The following is a 20,512-nucleotide window of genomic DNA, read 5'->3' as shown; positions in this document are numbered from 1 at the left end:
TTGTACTCCACCTAAGATTCGAACTTAGACTGAACCGGGTTTAAACCTGAGCTTCGCTCGCAATCTTCGATAAAGCGTTGCTTTTTCTCGCCTGTCTCTGCCATTTGGGCTAGCGGAGCATTCGTACAGGAAGAGAGATTCGAACTCTCAAGATCTTGATTCTAAGTCAAGCGCGTATGCCGTTCCGCCATTCCTGCATTAAAATTGTACTCTGTAGGAGAATCGAACTCCTATTTCCTCATAGAAAGTGAGGTGTACTAAACCATTATACGAACAGAGCATTTGTATATCTACTAAGACTTGAACTTAGACTTAGGGATTAGAAATCCCTTGTGCTTCCAATTACACCATAGATATAAGTTTAGACCGAGAAACAGAGTTGTCTCTGTTTTCTTAGAGAGTCTAGGCTTGAACTCATTACTGTTAGTTTCAAAATGAGTTAATTTGTCTGAGAAGCAGGATTCGAACCTGCGACCTCTCGCGTCCAAGGCGAGTAAACAAAACCACCGTTATCTTCCCAGATTATATAGCGGAAGAAGTGGGAATCGAACCCACACGAGTCATTAGCTCCTAACAGTTTTCAAGACTGCGGCCACCACCTATTGGCTTGCTCTTCCGTTTTTTAGCAGTATCGAAGGGATTCCCTTCGACCTAGCTCAGGATAAACTTCTCATCCCGAGTCCTGCTTTGCAGTACCGACGGGATTCGAACCCGCGACCTTCCGAGAGACAGTCGGGTGCACTAGCCACTGTGCTACGATACTATATTCCTAAATAGATAGGAGTCTTTAATTTTATAATTTGTATTTAGCGCGCTTACTAGGATTTGAACCCAGATTAAAGATTTTGGAGACCTTTGTGCTACCATTACACTAAAAGCGCCTTATTATTATATTTAGTGGAAGTAGTAGGACTCGAACCTACAAGCCCCGAAGAGACCAGATTTACAGTCTGGTGAGCCAACCAATTGCTCAATACTTCCATTTTTTAGAGACAAGAACAGGAATCGAACCTGTAAAAAACGGAGTTGCAGTCCGTAGCCTTAACCATTCAGCCACCTTGTCTTAGCGATACCAGTAGGATTTGAACCCACATCTTAAGAGTTAACAGCTCTTAGCTTTACCAGTTAAGCTATAGTATCAGTATTGCGGAGGACAAAGGAATTGAACCTTCACTGTGATTAGACAGACTTGTTTAGCAGACAAGCGCAACAAACCAATATTTGCCTATCCTCCTTAAAGTTGACACAGAGGGATTTGAACCCACATCACCTCGATTAAAAGTCGAGTGCTTTTCCAATTAAGCTACGTGTCAATTTTGGTTTTCAGTATGTCAATGAACTATGTAAATAAAAAAAGGCGCCTTATTCGGGCGCCTTTATATATCTTGTGGTTGTATGTCGGTTTATAATCGCATACGTTTCCTTTCTATATAATAGACACCATATATATTCCAATCGGAACAATATTCTCCTTGCTTGCTAAAGAGACGGGTAATACTATGTTGTAACTTATTCGGTATCATTTTAATTTATTTGTTTTAGTAACTATGTAATCAATATTGATATTTAGTTGCACTTTGATTACGATGCAAAGATCAAATTTTTTTTTGAATCTCCAAACATTTTTTGAATTTATTTTACTGATAATCAGTTAGTTATATTTATTTTTGGATATAAGAATCCCTGCTCGTTTTTCAACAAGTTTTGGATGTTTTGGCAATCGTCTGTCTCTCTGATGCTTACTTTCCAAATGCTATTCTTTATGTACTAATTAACTTTTAAACATTTTTTGATTTTTTTTAATAAAAAAAGCGTCCAATTTCTTGGACGCTTGTTATTATATATAGGTTTTATCTAAATCACTTCATAATTTAAGGATTAAAATAGCCACATAACGTCCGGTTTCGATTGGATAATTCTACTATCCATCGATAATCACACTGACTAAACAGCGATTTCGGGTTAATATGTGCTCTATTTCTTGTCATTTGTTATGCAAATATTGGATAATCTAGAGGTATTAACCAAATTTCATTTGCGTTTTTTATATTTAATCCTCTAGTTTAGAATGAATTTAAGCGATTTTTCTTTAAAAAGCAAAAAAGTATTATATAAAACTATATTTGTATTTTTATCAATAATGACGGTACAAGACTTTTTAAATTGGTTCAGCAATCACCCTAATTTATTATTAGGTTATTTTGCAATTATTTTAGCGTGCACTTTAATCGGCTTACTTTTTGTAAAGCCGTCGAATTTTAAACCACCTATTAATTATTTCTACGGAATTTTAATTTATGCGGTAACAATACCTGGCTTGTTATCTTTGGTTTTACTTCTTTATAGTTTTTTCTTTCTAAAAATTAATTTATTACAACTTGATTTGGTAACATACTTTGTTCCATTATTATTCATGATTGTAGCCTTAGTTATTATAAATAAAACGATCCCTATGTCTCGAATTCCTGGTTTCGGAAAGTTATCAGGACTATTCATAATTATTATAATAACGTTCATAATAACATATGTCCTACAGAGAATGTTTTTTGGTGTATTCTTCGTAGGAAGGTTTCAATATTTACTGTTGTTTTTCTTGGCTTTATTATTTGGGCTTAAAATAGCTTGGGACCGTATAGTAAAATGATTGAAAAAATAATAATTGTAACATTTTGATGCTAGATGATACCTATATTATAAAGGTATATAAGGAAATACTTATCTTAGGTCCTTCTAAAAACACTTATTTTTTTAAATTTGTTTAAATTCACTAACCATGCTAAAAAATTTAAAGTCCTTATTTATAGTAGATGATTCTGAAGAAGAGAATAAAGAGACTTCTGGATCATCTGAAAAAGCTGATGTAAGTTCGGATAAAAAGCCAGCCGCTTCGACACCACCGCCGCTTCCTAATAATCCAATAAGTTCTTCCTCAGAAGGAGTTTTGGACACTAAAATCGTAGAAAAGTTATTACAAGCTATAGAGAAAAATAATCTAGATGGTTTTGATTATTTAGAATATAAAAAATCTCTAAAAGCGTTGGAGAAAATGCCAATGGATGAAGCGACGAAATATCGTTCTGCATTTGCCACTGCATCAACAATGGGAGTTACCTTAGATAAGCTTTTACAAACTACTAATTTTTATATAGGAGTTTTAGATAAAGAAAATGAGCAGTTTATAGGCGCTTTTAAAAATCAATTTGACAGCAAGGTATCAGGTAGAGAAAGAGAGATTGCTCAGTTTGAATCAATCATAAAAGAAAAATCAGAGCAAATTAAAAAGCTAACAGAAGAAATTGCGAAACACCAAAAACAGATCGGTGATTTAAAAGCTAAAGTAGAAGAGAGTAATAGTAAGATTAATAAAACACAAAATGATTTTAAGGTATCTTACAGTCATCTAAAAGCTCAGTTCGAAGAAGATATTGTTAAAATGCAGAAATACTTAAAATAAATGGACAACAACTCATTGAAACCAAAAACATTTTGGAAAAGACCCGAAGGTAAAACCGGGATGTTATTTATGGGACTTTTAGGAGCTGGTGGATTATACGGATTGTATAAAGTACTTCCCTTTCTAATTAATATTGTAGAAAATACATTATACCTAGGAGTTTTATTAGCTGTATTAGGGGCATTAATATATATTGTATTAGATCCTAAGATGAGAAACCTTATTTTCTATATGTATAAATCTTTTATGCGTTGGTTAACAGGTCTTTTTATACAGATTGATCCGATAGGGATTCTTAAAAGTTATATTGATGATCTTCATAGTAACTTAAAGAAGATGAATAAGCAAATTGCTGTTCTAAAAGGACAGATGAAACGTTTGCAAACCATTATATATGATAATAAGAAGAATATCAATAATAATCTAAAGCTAGCAAGTGCTGCAAAAGAAAGAGATAAGAAAGGGATTATGATTCTTAAATCTAGAAAAGCTGGTAGATTAAAAGAATCTAATATGAAATTAGATGAACTTTATAAGAAGATGGAAATCTTATATAGAGTTTTAGTTAAGATGTACGAGAATTCAGAGATATTATTGGAAGATATAGAGGATCAAGTGATGGTTAAGGAGCAAGAAAGAAAAGCAGTAAGAGCTGGACATTCTGCAATGAAATCTGCAATGAACATTATTGCAGGAAATAATGACAAGAAGGAAATGTTTGATCGCGCATTAGAAGCAATAGCTGATGATGTAAGTATGAAGATAGGAGAGATGGAGCGTTTTATGGAAATGTCTAATAACTTCATGGATTCTATTGATTTACAGAATGGAATATTCGAAGAAGAAGGTTTAGAATTACTTGAGAAATGGGAGAATGAAGGAGTTTCTCTTATTCTTGGAAATCAAAAAGACCTGTTAGTGCATGATCAACATAGTGTAGATCTGGATGCACCTATAGTTAAAACTAAAACCCAAAATAATCAATACTCAGACTTATTTAATTTTGAGGATTAAAAAATAACACTAATCAAAAATCATGGCAAAAGGAAGATTAACACCGTTTTCAAAAATTTTAATTGTAGTGCTCATTATTGGAGGACTATATTTTTTACTAAATAAATTTGTAAGAAATAACCCAGAGGCTAAAGAAAAAATAGAAGAACTAACTTCTTCTTCTGATAAAGGAGAAACAAAAGAAGGATATAAAGATGTTATTAATGTAGGGGTAGTAACTTGGGGAGGATATGCTGGAGGACAGTATTTCAACGAAGGATTTAAAGCCAATACAGCATCGAGATTCTATAAAGATTATGGATTTAAGGTAAACTTCGAAGTTATTGATGACTTTGATGCTTCTAGAGATGCATTTAAAAATGGTTCTATAGATCTAATGTGGGCAACAATTGATGCGTTCCCGACAGAAGTAGAAGGGTTATCGCAATACCAACCACAAGTTGTGTTCCAGGCAGATTGGAGTCGTGGAGGAGATGCTATTGTAGCAGCAAGAGGAATTAATAAGGTCAGTGATCTTAGAGGTAAGAAAATAGCCGTAGCGCCAATGACACCATCACATTCTTTTTTAATTTGGTTATTGGAAGCTAGTGATATGACGACCAAAGATGTTCAGTTGGTAGAAGTACCAAGTGCAATTGATGCTGCTGATTCTTTTAAAAGTAATACTGTTGATGCCGCTGTTGTTTGGAGTCCGGATGATGCGGATTGTGTAGCAAAAGTAGCAGGTTCTAAAGTATTAGAAAGCACTAAGAATGCAACACATATTATTGCTGATGTATTTGTTTCTAAAAAAGAATTTATAGAAACGCATAAAGAGCAGTTGCAAGATTTATATGAAGGATGGATGATAGGAGCTTCAGAATTAAATAATTCTGATAGTAACAAAAGAAAAGCAGCAAAAATTCTTGCAGAAGGATTATCACAGCCAGAAGATTTCTGTTATGACGCTATAAATAATGTACGATTAGCTACTCATGGAGATAATAAAGATTTCTTTGGGTTGAATTCAAATTATACAGGTGTTACAGGAGAGGATTTGTATAATAAAATGAAAGTGAAATATAATGCTCTTGGATATAGTACTGCTGGTGCAAAAAGCTGGAGGTTACTTTCTACAAAGGATTTAGTGAATAAAACATCACTATCTGGTGCTTCTCATAATGCCGAACAACAAAAGCAGTTTACTGCAGTTGATAAAACATTGGAGAAAAAAGAATCGCTTTCGTCAAAAAAAGTAAGTATTAGTTTTAGAACTGGAGAGTTTCAATTAGATGAAAATTCTAAACAATTAATAGATCTTCAGTTTACGCCAATCGCAAAAGCATTTGCGAACGCACGTATTAGAATTGAAGGAAATACTGATAATGTTGGATCTAGAGGTCCTAATGTTGCACTATCTAAGAAAAGAGCGCAATCAGTTGCAGATTATTTGATCCAGCAACACAGCATGCCAACGAACAGATTTATTATTTTAGGAAATGGTCCAGATAAACCAGTTCCTGGATGCGAAAGAAATCAAAATGCAGATTGTAAGTCTAAGAACAGAAGAACAGATTTTGAACTGGTAGTAGACTAATGGTAGGGATCAAAAAACTGTTTGAACTTAGGGGAAACTTAGAATCAAAGGATAAAGCGATACTTACTGTAATCGGTGCTTTGATTCTAATTGGATTATGGTTTTTGTTAGCAGAAGTTTTATCTACCTCTGTAATTACACAAGATGAATCGATAGATATTTCTAAGATCGCTCAAAATGAGCGTAAGTACTACGAAAACGATTCACTGTTAGTTGCTAGTTATGATGCTCTAGAGCAAATGAGTCTTGAAGAGTTAACAACATTTGGATTAAAGAAAAACAAGGTATATCCTTTACTACCATCACCAATTAAAGTGATTAAAGCTTTTCCTGATCTAAATAAAAACGATGATGTAATCGGAAATACTTTTTATTCTATTAAATTAAATTTTTTAGGATATCTGGTAGCAATCCTTGTATCTATACCTATTGGTTTTTTATTAGGTTTGATTCCGTTATTTCGAGGGTTATTTAGTCAGATTATAAACTCTTATCGTTTTATTCCGTTGACTGCGGTGACTGGGATTTTTATTATGTGGCTGGGATTAGGAAGTGATATGAAAGTATCTTTTCTAGCATTCGGTATTATAGTATATCTGATACCTGTCGTCATCCAGCGGATTGATGAAGTCCAGAATGTATATCTTAATACTGTTTTTACCTTAGGAGCTACATCTTGGCAAACTATTAGAACAGTATATATTCCATATGTATTCTCTAAGATTATTGATGATATTAGAGTGTTAACAGCTATCTCTTGGACATATATCACTATTGTAGAGATGTTGAATAAAGGAGGAGGAATAGGAGAATTAATTTGGACTGCGAAACGACAAAGTAGAATAGATAAAGCTTTTGCTATACTAATTATCATAGTGGTTATAGGGATATTACAAGATCGATTGTTTGTAATGATCGATAGAATATTATTTCCATATAAACACATAAATAAAGGAAACAAACATTAATATGGCATTACAGTTTACAGATACTCCTCAGGCTCCTAATGTTATAGAACTTAGAGGGATTTCTCAATCATACGATGGAGGAAAAACTAAAATTATAGAAAACTTAGATTTATTAGTAGAGGACAAACCAATGCAAGGGCAGTTTTCTGTCATTTTAGGAATGTCCGGATGTGGTAAGTCAACTTTACTGAGATATATTGCGGGATTGCAAGAGCCAACTGCAGGAACGGTGTTAGTCAAAGGGAAACCAGTAAGTAAAGAAAATAGGGTAAGCATGGTATTTCAGCAATATTCATCTTTGCCTTGGATGACTGTGTTGGATAATGTTGGTTTGGGGTTACGTTTTAAAGGTGTTTCTAAGAAAGAACGTGATGAAAAAGCGATGGAAATGATCCAGCTGGTTGGATTGGATGGGCACCAAAAGAAGTATGCACAATATCCTACATTATCTGGGGGACAATTACAGCGTGTAGCCATAGCTCGTAGTTTGATGTCTAATCCAGAAATTTTATTGATGGATGAGCCTTTTGGAGCACTTGATATTAAGACACGTTTACAAATGCAAGATTTACTAATCGGTATTTGGGAAAAGTTTAGCCCTACAATTTTATTTGTTACTCACGATATACAAGAAGCTGTATACTTAGCAGATGATATTTATATAATGAAACATGCGCCGTCTCATTTTGTTAAGCATATAGATGTTGATTTACCGTTTAATAGAAATAGAGAAACGAAGCGATTAGCTCATTTTGACGAATTGGTGCATCAAGTAGAAGATGCAATGATGCAGATTGATGCAGGGAGTTAATTCTTAATTTTAGTATTGCTTTATAGTTTTTAGTGATCTATAAACTATATTATAAAAACGAAAAAAAGGAAGAAATGAGAAATATAATCAGTATTGTGCTAATTCTAGTATCATTTACAATTTTTGGAGTTCGAATCGCTAAAAAGATACAGTTTAAACAGAATGTTTCTGGATATTTAAAGAGAGCAGCAGATGCAAATACTATTGAACTTGCTCATGAAGAACTGACCAAAGTTATTGATTATTTAGAAGCTAATAATATCACTAGTGGATATACTTCTATGATATGGGAAACTCCTGATGAAGATATTAGTTTTTGGTATAGAAATTTAAAAGCCAGTCAAGCTGAACTTCAAAATTTAAAATCTAATAGTGCTTTAGAACGGACTAATGTATTGATAAAACTACGAGAAACATTGGTAGATACTGGTAAAAGTACTAAAGTTACCGTGCCGAGAGGTTTAGCGGTTTATCCTAATAATGGATTGTGGGGGATTTTAATTTTAATAGCATTATTGTCCTTGTTTTTTAGTTTTATATTATTTGCAATAGAATCCGAGAAAAAATCTAAAAAGAAGAAAGAACAACAATTATCATCATCCTAAATTAAATAGTGTAGGAGTATTATGACCAATAGAAAATACCATAAAACCACAGATCATTTTTTTTCAAAATTAACTCAGGAACATAAAGCTTCTTTTTTTAAAGGAAAATCGGTTAATCCTTTAAAGATATTATCTATTTTTTCTGCATTTCCAACGCTAAGAATAAAGGATGAAGATCTGTTAGTGTTATATTCTTTAAAAGATTCAATTGACGAATTAGATTTTATTATTACTACACAACATATCCATCTTGCGGATAACAAGATTCCATTAGTTAAGGATGTGTTTCTAGATGTCAAGTTTAGTGCTTTTCCTAAGGAGCAGATTACGTTACTTAATAATTTGGTAGATGATTTGTTATTAACTAAGAAAGATGAGAAAAAAAATCTTTCTGATTTTACCAATAAGTTTAAAGATTTCGTAAATCAAAAAGAAGATACCACTCAAGATTTTGATATCGATTATGAGTTTCTACAAATTCTAAAAAACGAAGGAGAGAAGATTCAGAATTTGGCAGAAGACTTAAATAATAACAAGCGTTTTTCTAATACGATTAATGCTATCGTTCATAAAACAGATGATGCTATTGAGTTTAAGGCAGAACATGTAATTCTTCAGGACATCATTAGGGTATTCAATATGATATATCCGCTAAGTGATAAAAAAAATACGGTTGCAGATGCTAAGGTGAAATTTTTATTAGCATTTATGTTCGAGAAGCTTCAGGGAAATGATATTATAGCTTCTTTGTCTATAGAACGGATTAACAAATTTGTTCAATCAGAAAAGTTTGATGAAAACATAGAAGTAATTAAAACGGCTAGTCTTTTTGATTTAGGCAATGAATATAAGAATGAATTTTTATTACCGTCACTTTTAAAACGATTAGATAGCCAGCATTTTGCTAATTCTGCATCATTTTTATATAGAATAGCTTCTTTGATAACTAAAGCGGATGGGACAATCTCTGAGGAAGAGACAACCTTACTGAAGAAGATCAATAGTAAATTACAACATCCTAAAGAAAAATTAGAAGGAGTAAAGCAAACAGAGATCGATGAAAATGAAACGTTAGATGATGTAATGGATGAATTGAATGAGTTAATTGGTCTAGACAATATCAAAACTTCTGTAAAAGAATTATCTAACTTTTTAAAGGTACAAAAGCTACGAGAAGAAAAGGGTCTTAAGAATGTAAATAACTCATTACATTCGGTTTTTATGGGACCTCCGGGAACTGGTAAAACAACAGTAGCACGTTTGGTGTCTAAAATATATAAACATTTAGGATATTTAGAAAAAGGACATCTTGTAGAAACAGATAGAACAGGAATGGTAGCTGGGTATGTAGGTCAAACTGCATTAAAGGTAGAAGAGGTAGTAAAGACTTCGCTAGATGGAGTGTTGTTTATTGATGAAGCATATTCTCTGGCAAAGGATAATAAAAAGGATTTTGGTAATGAAGCTGTAGAGGTATTGCTAAAAAAGATGGAAGATCATCGAGATCAATTGGTTGTTATTGCTGCGGGATATCCAGATGAGATGGAAGAATTTATAGAGTCGAACCCTGGATTACAATCACGATTTAATAGATACTTTACATTTGATCATTATAAGCCAAAAGAACTCATAGGTATTTTTGAATTGTTTTGTGGCAAGAATGATTTTGTATTGGCAGATGAAGCAAAGGAAAAATTAGAGTTTATTTTTGATAAACTATACGAAAAAAGACATAAAAGTTTTGGTAATGCTAGAGTTGCTAGAAATTTGTTTGAAAAGATTATAGAATACCAAGCGAATCGTATTGTATCAATAACTCCACTTACCGAAGAATTATTAAAGACAATCATAGAGGATGATATTCCACCGATTAATCAAACCGTAGATGATTATTTAAGATTTCAGAAGGACGAAGAAGAAGCTTAATTTTAGTAGGATATGCATATAGAAAAAGTACTATCATACTATCAGGATTGTTATAAGCAAGAATTTAGAGATAATGATATATTAAATTTTTTAGGAACAAAAGTTCACAAGCGATTCTTTCTAAGTAGTATTGATCAGTTATATCGTGAAGATGATTCCGTCTTTATGAAAACAGATTTTGGAGAAGAGTTGTATAAGTATCTCGAGATCCATAGAAAAGAAAAGACATTTGTTGCCTGTAGTTTTTTTATTACCGGAAAGCTAACTTTTTTAGGTAAAAAGAGAACAATATGTGCTCCCTTAATTATTACTCCTGCGTCATTAGAAATTAATAATGAAGCATTATATCATATCAATTATAATTTTGAAGAAAATAGAGCTAATGATGCTTTGCTAAATTTATTAAAATCTAATTTTAATCTTGATGATTCGTTTGTCTTGGAGATGAAATCATTGATTAATGATCAGGATCCGGAAAAACAGGATATTCGCAAAGTTGCCAGAAAGCTAGGAGAGCATATAAAAATTGATACAATTGCCCTAGAAGATTTGCCTGAGCTTGTTTCGGGAGAGAAATTAAGAAGTCATTTAAAATCACCTTCATTAAAGTTACTTCCCGCAATTGCTTTGGGTATTGTCGAGAAATCAAAATCCAGCAGAGATGTTTTACATGAAATCGATGAGATAAAGGAAAGACATTTATTTAATGATACACTTAGAAGTTTCTTTTCCAGAAGAAAAGTAGAAGTTGATAAAGAAACCAATTCGAAAGAAGCTGTATATGTACCTTCTAATCTTAGTGAGTCACAATTAGATATTATTCAGGCCGTAAAATCAAATGATGTTACTGTAGTAATTGGTCCTCCAGGAACTGGTAAATCGTACACCATTGCTTCATTAGCTCTAGATCAAGTATATCATAATAAAAGTGTATTGATCTGTTCTAAATCCGATCAAGCAATAGATGTACTCCAAGATAAAATAATACAAGATTTAGGAGTAAAAGGTCTTTCTATTAGAGCAGGTTCTGGTAGAAGTCACCGTGCTACCTTAAGAAAGAAAATAGAATCAATTACTAGGTTTAGAAAATCTGGAGGAGATTTTTTTATTCCTAAAAAGCAAGCTGAAATTGATTATGCTAAAAATAAAATAAAGGAGATAAGCGAAGAAATACAAGAAAGAGAGGGTAGAGAAATTAAAAATGCTGAGCTGTTTTTGGATCACAAGCCTTCTTTTTTTAAAAGATTGAAGCGAAAATATGTTTCTAAAAAAGTATTAGAAGAATATCCTTTTTGGCAGCTAATAGAATTGTTGGATCATTATATTCACCAGAGAAATAAGCTGATTAAAGAAATCATTTCTTTAAAATACCAGGATAAGATTTCTAATTTATTACAAAAAGATCGAACTTTTTCTCAACTATTGAAGCTTGTAAAAACTAAGGATATTGTAGAAAGAGATCGCTTATTTCAGGATATTAATTTTATATCAGTATTACAATGCTTACCTATTTGGATTACAAAGTCAACAGATGTTAGTGATGTGTTTCCTTTAGAAAATGATATTTTTGATGTAGCCATTATAGATGAAGCTTCTCAATGTGATATTACGACAATGATTCCTGTATTGGCCAGAGCTAAAAAAGTGGTAGTCGTTGGTGATCCAAAACAACTAAGACATGTTTCTTTTTTATCTAGACAGGTAATGGAAAATACTGCCAATAATTACGGTCTAATAAAGGGAGAGGATGTAATGAATTACAGGGAAACGAGTTTCTTAGATTATGCCATGGAACGACTTCCTTCTAACAATAATATTCATTTTCTTGATGAACATTATCGCAGTGTCCCAAGTATTATCCGATATAGTAATCAGAAGTTCTATTTTGATAAACTAAAGGTAATGTCGGACTTACAAATACATCATAAATCTTCTGCCGTACATTGGGTGTTTTGTGAAGGAGAAAAACTAAAGGATGGTACTAACCTTAAAGAAGCAGAAAAGATATTAGAAGATGTACAAGAAGTAATTGATAATGAAATTAATGTTGCTGCAGGTGTAGCAACGACAATAGGTATTCTTTCTCCTTTTAGAGATCAGGTAAACCACTTAAAGGATAAGATAGAAGAATATGATCTTGCTGCAATAAAAAAGCATAAAATTGCTGTAGGAACTCCTTTCGAGTTTCAAGGAGAGGAACGGGATCAGATGTATATTACATTTACTATTGATAACAATATTAGTAGTTCAGTTTTTCAATATTTGGATAGGGAAGATGTATTTAATGTAAGTATAACTCGTGCTAAACAAAAACAGTTTTTGTATTATTCTTTTGATGCTAAGAATTTTAAGAATAAACATTTACTCATTGATTATTTATCAGAAACGAGAATACATCACCAGCATAATAAGACAGAAGAATATATTGATAATTTTGCCACAGAAGTACACGAAGAATTAATTCAATTAGGGATTGATGAACAAGATATTATGGTAAATTATTCATTGGCAGGATATATAATGGATATTTTAGTAACTTTTAATCAAAAAACCATCTGTATTGATTTAGTTGGATATCCTGGCACATTGGAAAAAACATTTTCTATAGAACAGTATAAAACACTCTTTAGGACGAAAATTCCAATTATTACAATACCTTATGCGTATTGGTTGCATAATAAAAACGAATGTCTTAATCATATTGCAAAGAAAGTTAGGATTAAAAAATGATCATAAAAAGGTATTTATTTAATTTCGAAAAGCCCGAAGAATTTAAGAGTATTTAAGATTGAAAAATTAAAAAGTGAAGATAATTAAATCATTATTTATCGGTGTCTTAATGATATTTATTACTACTGGATGCAATATAACTTCATTTAAAAAAGTAAATAAAATGACTTATTTTGAAAAGGCTCAAGTAATTAAGCAAAAGATTGAAAGAGGTGATTTGTTAATTGGATTGCTGCAGACTGAAGATATAGATTTAATGCTGAACTTATATGCTAAATCTGGAGAGTCAGGAAACCCAGCAGGATGGTATGAACTAGGAATGAGTTATTATTTAGGAGTAGGTGTAGAACAAAATGCTAAAAAAGCTTTATCTTATTTTAGATTGGCGGGAGAATCAGGATATGGGATTGATGCTTGGATTAAATATTTGAGAGTCGCATATTTTGCTAATGTTGAATCAATTCCTGCTGAAAAAATCATAAATCTGGTTGAGAAATTAAAGGAAGAAGATCCTAGTGGAGAAGTATATTTGTTAAAAGGATATATGTTGTATAGAGGATATGCATATACAGAAAATTTAAAATCTTCTTTAAATGCCCATTATGAATCTGCTAAAAAAGGTAATGCAAATGCTATGTTCGAGTTATGTGTTTATTTTGCTCAGGGAATCGGAGTAAAAGAAGATATAAAAAAATCGTTAGATTGGTGTGTCAAGGCTGCAGAAAAGGAAAATATAAGAGCAATTTATAACCTAGCCACCTATTATGCGGCGGGATATGAACATATTTCAAAGAATACAGATAAAGCAATTGAATATTACACGAAAGCAGCAAATCTGGGACATGGTAAAGCAGCAGCACAATTATCAGCAATGTACACTATTGGTGATGAAGTAGATAAAAATGAAGAATTGGCTAAGAAGTTTTATGAATTAGCTTTTGAACTTGATTTTCAGGTAGACATTTTTTTCGAAGATTTAGGTTTGGATGAAATAAAAATCGAAGATTAAGCAAAGAACGAAATGATCACAGAAAAAAACATATCTAAATCTTTAGGACGATCTATTAAATCACCTATTCGAGTTGGCAGTGTTGCTGATTTAAGAATAGATGTAAGTTCTTTTTTGCATTTTTTCAGACCATTTTTTTCTCAATTACAAGATGATGTATATTTGGTAAGAGGTAAACAAATTGCATTTTTAAAAACTACTTTTTCTTCAGATTCCGAAGCCATAGAAAAACTTCATAAACCTTACTTTGAAGGTACAAAGTCAATAGATGTTTTAGCATATTGGATACAGCAACTCGACGAGGATCAAAAACAAGAATTCGATCGGTTATCTACTATCACAAGACAGCGTAATATAGCTACTTTTTTAATTGAAATTTGGGATGATCAGTATTTTGTAGAAAGAATAGTGGAACAAGGTTTTGAACAAGATGTTGATGATTTTAGAGTATGGAAACGTGTTTTTAAACAGGCGGATAGGGATACGGTAGAAAACAAATTCTTTTTTGAATTACTAAAAAAAATGGCAGGTTTGGTGAAAAGGATACATCCAGAAACTAGGAAGATCCAAATTACCAGTCACTTTATGCGAACGATTTCTAAGGAAAAAATAAAAGGGGAAAACTCCCCAGAAGGTGTGCACGAGGATGGCGCGCAATATATCATGTCTGCTTTAGTAGTTAATAGACAAAATATAGTAGGAGCTGAGAGTCAGATTTATGAAAAAACAACTACAAAAGACAATGAGCTTATTTATAATAAGGTATTAGAACCTGGAGAATTTATTTTTCAAGCTGATACAGGTGAGGAGTTTACTTTTGGAAACGACCTCTGGCATTATGTAACGCCAATTGAACCAGAAGATATTTCAAAACCTGGCATACGCGATATCATTGGATTTGATATGGATATTTTAGAGTAATGTTTCTCCTGTTGTTTCAGTCAATTTTTTAGAAGCTAATTCAATTTGCTTTTTAATCAATTTAAAACTAGTTTTTTTATACAATCTACGTAATTCATCTTTTCCTTCTACATCAAATTTATATGCAAGTGTTTGAATACAGACAATACCTAAAGATCTAGATGTAGCACCATAATTAGTGCCTAATGTTACACCAAAAGATCGTTCTAGGATGGTTGTAATGAATTGGATGCATTTTAGATTTTTTCTATTACCCGCAATGGATACTAAACCTTTGATTATATCAATATTCTCTATATATACTTGTTCATAAGTACCATATATATCATCCTTAGAGTTATGCACTTTACTTCGTAATGTAACGCTTCTTAGTTTTAGATAAGCAGATTTACGAATGATATTATATAGAAAAACATCAAATTTATTTTCGTCTGTATTATCAATACATGTATTGATTTGTTGTAGTGTATTTTGATCAATTGTATGGCAAAGAATTTTTAGAATTTTAGAAAAATTATGTTGATACTTTTCATTCATGCCAGAAAGTAGTTTGTTTACATGTGTTCCGAATGAATCTGGTAATAATTGAAAAACATATGCAGTAGGAACTAAGCTTATTTTACTATTTTCTAGAATTATCCTATGAACAGTACTTTTAGCTTCCATATACTCTTTGATAGGTAAGTATTGTATGGATTTAGAACGTAAAAAAGAATGTAAACAAGTATTAAGTTCTGGACTTATTTTATGATCTGAAGAATATTTTTGTAGTTGACGTAATAAAGGACGTAAAGGATAATAGTAGGGATAAGTATTTTTCCATAGTTGAAAGAAATGTGTGAAATCTGTATTGTTCAATCTCATTTTGGAATTAAGAACAAGTTGACTGAGAGCGCGTTTAAAATTTTCGGGAATCTCTGATCTAGTTTCTATAAATCTTATGCGTTTTGATCGATCTTTTTGGGATATCTCTGGTGTGATAAAATAGAAAAACTGCTTTTTAATTTCTGGGTGTGACGTGATTAATTTTTTATAATGTTCTAATGAATTAAAACCTATTTTATAAAGATCATTATCCTCATAATTAGAGGTCATTTTAGCTTCTTCATAGATGTCAAACAATAATTCTTCAATTTGAGATATATCTGTGTTAATACTATCCAAATCTATAATTTCTACAATTCTTTTTTCGTCAGTTAGTGTGTCAGAGTTAATGTGTACTAGTTCTTCTTCTGTTATTTTTAAAGATTTTTTTAATCCAAAGAATGATAGTATTTTCTTGATTTTATTAGACATTAGTTGTAGCAAAACTGTTTTATATTAGACCTACTCCATTATGTTCTTCTAACATTTTTGAGTATTCTAATATTTCTTTCTTAATACCTTTATATGTAGTTTCTTGATATAGTCTTTTTAGTTCATCCTTCCCTTTTTGATCATATTGAAAAGCTAAGGTGTATATGCATAGTTTTCCCAAAGATTGAGAGGTTTCTCCTAACCTGAGAGCATTGGCATTGGAAAAAGAACGGGTTGTAATTTTCAGAAGGTGGGGGATTGCATTTTTTTTATTATTAAAAGTTGCGATTGATAAAATCATACTTTTTAAAATACTTATATTTTCTTTTTTTATGTATTGACAATTATATCGAATTTCTCTTCCGGTATTGTATGTTACTTTTTCAACTCTAAGATTGCTCATTTTAGGCTTGAAAATTGAGGCTTTTTTTATAAAGTTTATCACTTGTTTCTTATAGGTATCTTTTCCAATGATATCAATATATTTTTCAACTAAAACAAGTAACTTAAATGGGTTATAAAATTCTTTATTAGTCTCGAAAGTTTTGAATATTATACAATATGCATCTTGCTCTTTTTGATTACTATTTTTTAAAAATTTATTTATGTAATCAGCAAAAGGATCTGAGACTAACAAAAATAAAGGGTGGTTTTCGTCTTTATCAGTGGTATATGTATGTAATATTTTCTGTATTGTATTTCTAGCAGTTTTGTAATAAGAATAGAAGTGATTGTTAAACCTTGGACTTTTTAGAAATATTTTTAGATAATTATAAAACTCTTCACTGATATCATCCTTTTTAGATTTTGCTCGTAACCTAGAGGTTATAGAACCTATTGTAACATAAGTAGGATATTCTACCCAAAGGTTCATAAAATATTTAAAATCTTTTTCCTTAAAATGCAAGTTTGATCTTAATAAGAGGTTTAATATTTCATTTAGATATTGACTTTTTAATTTATGGACAGAGGCTTCAGGAGTTGTTTCTAACTTAATAATTTCATTAGATATCCAATAAAGAAAATCCCTTTTAAAAGAAACCTGCTGTTCCGATAAAAATTTATAAGATTTTAAGCTTGTAAATTTTGGTGCCCAATAGTTATATCTATTGATTTTAAATTTTTCTGTAGCTTCTTTAAAAATAGTATCTGATAAAGCAGAAAAGCTATCTTTAAAGAAAGGAGTAGTATCTACGTTAATAGTATTTTCTTCTTGCTTACTTTTTTTATTACTAGAGTTATTAGTTATATCTTCTAATTCTTTTTTAGTAATCTCAAACTTAGATTCCTTAATCCCAAAAAGAAAAGAAAGAATTTTACCCATAATTATTATTTAAACTATTCAATAAAGTTTGGATAAATTTTATGATAATACACAACTAATATCATCCAAAGAAGAACCATAATCAAAACTAAAATCTATATGGACCAAATCTCCTGCTTTTACTTCTTGAGTATTGGTGGTTTTTAATACCGTTGGAGGCATTAAACTATCAGTTCCTGTAAAATTAGAACCTTCCGTTACTTCTACATATGATTCTAAGTACAACGCATTTATAGTTCCGGAGAATAAAACTGGAACAGAAAAACTAAGTTTTACACCTTGTTTTTTTTCTTTTAATAATTCAATTTCGTTAACCAAAAACTGCTGAGTTAAAAACATAGGTTGATGTCTAGTAAAGTTAACCGGGTAATGATGCACATCCGAGTCGATCTCAGCTTCGCATAACCTTGCAAAATTTACAATTCGATTCGGAAACAATTTTCCTCCAGGTTTTAAGAAATCTCGCATATGCTGAAAAATCTGTACCTGAAATTCATTAGCACAGTAAATACTCATTAACTCACCAACAACAAAATCTACTTTTTCAGGTAAATCTACAGTTAGCGCATCAGCATAGATTACTTCTACTTTATCCGCCCAAGGATATTTGGCAATTTCTTTATTGATAAAAGGAATCAGATCAGGATTGTTTTCAATTAGATATGCTTTTTTTACAAAAGGCATGTATAGTTTAGTAAGTGGTAATGTTCCTACACCTATCTCGCAAACTATAGCGTCTTTAAAATTATTATTAAGCTGAAAAGCTTTATGAAAAGCATCTACTCGCTGTTTGTCAGTTTCCATAATCTTATAATAGATTTCTGGAAAACCAAAATGAGATTCATCAAAAGTTTGCGCTTTTAGTAAGCTATATTTTAACGCATCGTAATTATCAATTACCTCCTCAAATAATTTGTCTTTCATTCCTTTAATGATTGTTTTTAGTAAATATAGTAATTAGTGATCTAAAGATATGAATAGCTGGAAAACATAAAAATGAAAAAACTTTAAAAAAACTAAAAAATAGGGGTAGGGTGTTCTTCTATAGATTCGTTCTATTAATATGATCGAATTACTTAACGTAAAATTCATAATTCCGAATGCAAATAGAATACATTTATTGGGAATGAATATTTGTTTATAAACTGATCACCAATTAATAAATTTTGATTTAGATGAAAAGGGGACGTTTTTTCTAAAAAAATATATTGGTGATCAGTATTCGGATATTATATAGTTGATAGTAAAATAATGTTACTAACCGAATAAGAAAAATCATGCAAAGCTCATTGTACAATTTGTGTTAGGCTATTTTATTTGGGAAATAGTCTTCAATGAGCTGGAGCATGATATAAAAATGACGATTGCGTGAAATGTTCAGTGTTGTTTTTTAAAAAATGATAAAAATAAATTTTCTATTCACAGCCAAGATCTATTCTTGACACCACATCATTATTAGGAGAACAATTTCCGGAGTTTATTGTATCTGGTACATATCTAATTAGGTTTGGATCTCTAAGTCCATTCTCTATAAATAAAACCAAGTTATTTATTTGATTTTCTCTTAAACTCTGAACATTTGTAAATAATCTGTGTAGCCTCTCTTCAGGTACTTCAATGTTTTCTGGAACTCCCTTAAGCTTATACTCTACAATATCCCTAACGGAAGTAAAAGTTCCTCCATGGCCAAAAACGCCATTGTCTATGAGGTTGTATAGCGTAGGAGTTTTGAACTTATAATAATCTCTTGGTTTATTTGTAAACCCTCCTCTTCCTCTTTTTACATTAGGAAAATTAGTATCATCCTGTACCAAAGCACTATCAGTATCATCAAAATCCCCCATGCCAAGTGCATAAAAGTTTTTGTCATTTAGCGCTGGTCCGTTATGACATTTAAAACATTTTGCTTTTCCAAAGAACATTTTTGCACCTCTTTTTTCTTTATTTGTTAACGCGTTGTAATCTCCTTTAAGCCATTTTTGCCAAGGAGATTGATTAGGAAGTACGGTTCTTTCATATGCTGCAATAGCTAATCCAGCTGTTTCTCTTGTATAGCGTTCTTCTTTTAGGATTTCCGGAAATGCTTTGTTAAACATCTTTTTGTAATTGAAGTCTTTGGCAAATTTTTTATTCACTAACAATCTATGAACATCCTGTCCTTTTAAAGCTTGTACTTCTACACCTTGAAACCCCAAAGCATTCTCTGGTATACCGGTCCAATTAGCTTCGGTTCCTTCATTTGTTCCTGTCCCGCCAAACTGCCCATTCCAGAGCATTACATCTTGATAGGCTACATTTAGTATGGTAGGAGAACGTATGGGTTGTATATCGATATCATTGGTGGGAATAATCGAATTAAAGCTTCGATTTTCGCCCTTTGATCCAAATCCTACTCCTCCTTCTCCAATACCTTGTCTAACGCCCGCACTAAAACCTGCAGCAGCATGATGGCATGAAGCACAGGAATACGTGAATAAATTCGATGCTGTTTTTGGATTTCCACCTGTGGCAGTTTCATGAAATAGAAGTTTTCCTAAAGCGACCTTTTCCGAAGTAATAGGGTTTAAAGGGTCTTGTGGGATGTTTTCGTAATTGTCACTATCAGGGAGGATAAAAAAAGAAACTCCTTCGCCATCTGTTACACTATCTAGTTTAGTTAAAAGTTTTATATCTAGTTCAGAAGGACTGGTTGTTGTTTTAATGATAGATTCATTTATTGGGAAGTATTCATCTTTTTCACAAGAAAAGAAAATGAGGACAATTATAAAAAAAACTATTTTTTTCATTTGCAATGAGTTCAAATTATATTGTTAGTGATAAACGGATAATTATTAAGGATAATCATGATAAGCTCATTGATGTATGTTTTAAGCAATCT

General features: G+C 31.6%; 14 protein-coding genes and 10 tRNA genes. 10 read left to right on the top strand and 14 right to left on the bottom strand.

All coding sequences use genetic code 11. From position 1 onward, the window contains the following. Positions 1-124 precede the first annotated feature (124 nt). From D1815_RS13130 to D1815_RS13090, 10 genes are all read right to left on the bottom strand, one after another. Positions 125-197, bottom strand: a tRNA-Leu gene (locus tag D1815_RS13130). Positions 198-447: 250 nt separating this feature from the next. Continuing rightward, positions 448-521, bottom strand: a tRNA-Pro gene (locus D1815_RS23675). Between the two features lie 9 nt (positions 522-530). Further along, positions 531-617 (bottom strand) — tRNA-Ser (locus D1815_RS23670). Positions 618-690: 73 nt separating this feature from the next. Next, positions 691-763: transfer RNA gene (locus tag D1815_RS13115), tRNA-Asp, on the bottom strand. A 47-nt stretch (positions 764-810) separates the two neighbouring features. After that, a tRNA-Trp gene (locus D1815_RS13110) sits at positions 811-881 on the bottom strand. A gap of 17 nt (positions 882-898) precedes the next feature. Then, positions 899-981: transfer RNA gene (locus tag D1815_RS13105), tRNA-Tyr, on the bottom strand. Between the two features lie 9 nt (positions 982-990). Further along, positions 991-1,063: transfer RNA gene (locus tag D1815_RS13100), tRNA-Cys, on the bottom strand. Between the two features lie 4 nt (positions 1,064-1,067). Then, positions 1,068-1,140 (bottom strand) — tRNA-Asn (locus D1815_RS13095). A gap of 7 nt (positions 1,141-1,147) precedes the next feature. Then, positions 1,148-1,234, bottom strand: a tRNA-Ser gene (locus D1815_RS23665). Positions 1,235-1,240: 6 nt separating this feature from the next. Further along, positions 1,241-1,313, bottom strand: a tRNA-Lys gene (locus D1815_RS13090). Between the two features lie 1,460 nt (positions 1,314-2,773). Here D1815_RS13090 and D1815_RS13080 point away from each other — a divergent pair. The 10 genes from D1815_RS13080 (at position 2,774) to D1815_RS13035 (ending at position 15,014) form a co-directional block, all read left to right on the top strand. Next, complete coding sequence (locus tag D1815_RS13080) at positions 2,774-3,454, top strand: hypothetical protein (protein ID WP_027395297.1); 681 nt, start codon at positions 2,774-2,776, stop codon at positions 3,452-3,454. Next, on the top strand, positions 3,455-4,468 hold the full coding sequence (locus tag D1815_RS13075; RefSeq protein ID WP_027395298.1) for a hypothetical protein: 1,014 nt from the start codon (positions 3,455-3,457) through the stop codon (positions 4,466-4,468). Positions 4,469-4,490: 22 nt separating this feature from the next. Next, positions 4,491-6,044 carry a phosphate ABC transporter substrate-binding/OmpA family protein gene (locus D1815_RS13070; protein WP_118387474.1) on the top strand — a complete coding sequence of 518 codons (1,554 nt, stop codon included), beginning with the start codon at positions 4,491-4,493 and terminating at the stop codon, positions 6,042-6,044. Further along, on the top strand, positions 6,044-7,012 hold the full coding sequence (locus tag D1815_RS13065; protein ID WP_118387472.1) for an ABC transporter permease: 969 nt from the start codon (positions 6,044-6,046) through the stop codon (positions 7,010-7,012). Before D1815_RS13070 ends, D1815_RS13065 begins: the two co-directional genes overlap by 1 nt. Before the next feature lies 1 nt (position 7,013). Continuing rightward, positions 7,014-7,823 (top strand): ABC transporter ATP-binding protein, encoded by an 810-nt coding sequence (locus D1815_RS13060; protein WP_027395301.1) that lies wholly within the window; start codon positions 7,014-7,016, stop codon positions 7,821-7,823. A gap of 74 nt (positions 7,824-7,897) precedes the next feature. Further along, on the top strand, positions 7,898-8,428 hold the full coding sequence (locus D1815_RS13055) for a hypothetical protein (RefSeq protein WP_035086350.1): 531 nt from the start codon (positions 7,898-7,900) through the stop codon (positions 8,426-8,428). Positions 8,429-8,449: 21 nt separating this feature from the next. After that, entirely contained in the window at positions 8,450-10,354 is a 1,905-nt protein-coding gene (locus D1815_RS23830; protein ID WP_199726746.1) for an AAA family ATPase, read from the top strand. Positions 10,355-10,366: 12 nt separating this feature from the next. Further along, positions 10,367-13,084, top strand: a complete 2,718-nt coding sequence (locus D1815_RS13045) for a DEAD/DEAH box helicase (RefSeq protein ID WP_118387470.1) — start codon at positions 10,367-10,369, stop codon at positions 13,082-13,084. Positions 13,085-13,157: 73 nt separating this feature from the next. Continuing rightward, complete coding sequence (locus D1815_RS13040; protein ID WP_147404209.1) at positions 13,158-14,093, top strand: tetratricopeptide repeat protein; 936 nt, start codon at positions 13,158-13,160, stop codon at positions 14,091-14,093. Positions 14,094-14,105: 12 nt separating this feature from the next. Then, positions 14,106-15,014 carry a 2OG-Fe dioxygenase family protein gene (locus tag D1815_RS13035; RefSeq protein WP_118387466.1) on the top strand — a complete coding sequence of 303 codons (909 nt, stop codon included), beginning with the start codon at positions 14,106-14,108 and terminating at the stop codon, positions 15,012-15,014. On the opposite strand, the gene D1815_RS13030 is transcribed toward D1815_RS13035, so the two are convergent. The 4 genes from D1815_RS13030 to D1815_RS13015 form a co-directional block, all read right to left on the bottom strand. Next, on the bottom strand, positions 15,006-16,310 hold the full coding sequence (locus D1815_RS13030) for a hypothetical protein (protein WP_118387464.1): 1,305 nt from the start codon (positions 16,308-16,310) through the stop codon (positions 15,006-15,008). The genes D1815_RS13035 and D1815_RS13030 overlap by 9 nt on opposite strands. Positions 16,311-16,329: 19 nt before the next feature. Next, a complete protein-coding gene (locus D1815_RS13025) occupies positions 16,330-17,634 on the bottom strand; it encodes a hypothetical protein (RefSeq protein ID WP_118387462.1) in 1,305 nt (434 codons plus the stop codon). 39 nt (positions 17,635-17,673) lie between these two features. After that, entirely contained in the window at positions 17,674-18,558 is an 885-nt protein-coding gene (locus D1815_RS13020; protein ID WP_027395306.1) for a methyltransferase domain-containing protein, read from the bottom strand. Positions 18,559-19,049: 491 nt separating this feature from the next. Then, positions 19,050-20,420, bottom strand: a complete 1,371-nt coding sequence (locus D1815_RS13015; protein ID WP_118387460.1) for a cytochrome-c peroxidase — start codon at positions 20,418-20,420, stop codon at positions 19,050-19,052. Positions 20,421-20,512: the final 92 nt, after the last annotated feature.

Origin of the sequence: Aquimarina sp. AD1, from assembly GCF_003443695.1 — a bacterium.
Lineage (GTDB): Bacteria > Bacteroidota > Bacteroidia > Flavobacteriales > Flavobacteriaceae > Aquimarina > Aquimarina latercula.
This window is presented reverse-complemented; position numbering and strand designations above follow the sequence as displayed.

Coding starts and splice junctions, on each gene's coding strand:
- D1815_RS13080 (WP_027395297.1), top strand. CDS start 2,774: ATGCTAAAAAATTTAAAGTCCTTATTTATAGTAGATGATTCTGAAGAA.
- D1815_RS13075 (WP_027395298.1), top strand. CDS start 3,455: ATGGACAACAACTCATTGAAACCAAAAACATTTTGGAAAAGACCCGAA.
- D1815_RS13070 (WP_118387474.1), top strand. CDS start 4,491: ATGGCAAAAGGAAGATTAACACCGTTTTCAAAAATTTTAATTGTAGTG.
- D1815_RS13065 (WP_118387472.1), top strand. CDS start 6,044: ATGGTAGGGATCAAAAAACTGTTTGAACTTAGGGGAAACTTAGAATCA.
- D1815_RS13060 (WP_027395301.1), top strand. CDS start 7,014: ATGGCATTACAGTTTACAGATACTCCTCAGGCTCCTAATGTTATAGAA.
- D1815_RS13055 (WP_035086350.1), top strand. CDS start 7,898: ATGAGAAATATAATCAGTATTGTGCTAATTCTAGTATCATTTACAATT.
- D1815_RS23830 (WP_199726746.1), top strand. CDS start 8,450: ATGACCAATAGAAAATACCATAAAACCACAGATCATTTTTTTTCAAAA.
- D1815_RS13045 (WP_118387470.1), top strand. CDS start 10,367: ATGCATATAGAAAAAGTACTATCATACTATCAGGATTGTTATAAGCAA.
- D1815_RS13035 (WP_118387466.1), top strand. CDS start 14,106: ATGATCACAGAAAAAAACATATCTAAATCTTTAGGACGATCTATTAAA.
- D1815_RS13030 (WP_118387464.1), bottom strand. CDS start 16,310: ATGTCTAATAAAATCAAGAAAATACTATCATTCTTTGGATTAAAAAAA.
- D1815_RS13025 (WP_118387462.1), bottom strand. CDS start 17,634: ATGGGTAAAATTCTTTCTTTTCTTTTTGGGATTAAGGAATCTAAGTTT.
- D1815_RS13020 (WP_027395306.1), bottom strand. CDS start 18,558: ATGAAAGACAAATTATTTGAGGAGGTAATTGATAATTACGATGCGTTA.
- D1815_RS13015 (WP_118387460.1), bottom strand. CDS start 20,420: ATGAAAAAAATAGTTTTTTTTATAATTGTCCTCATTTTCTTTTCTTGT.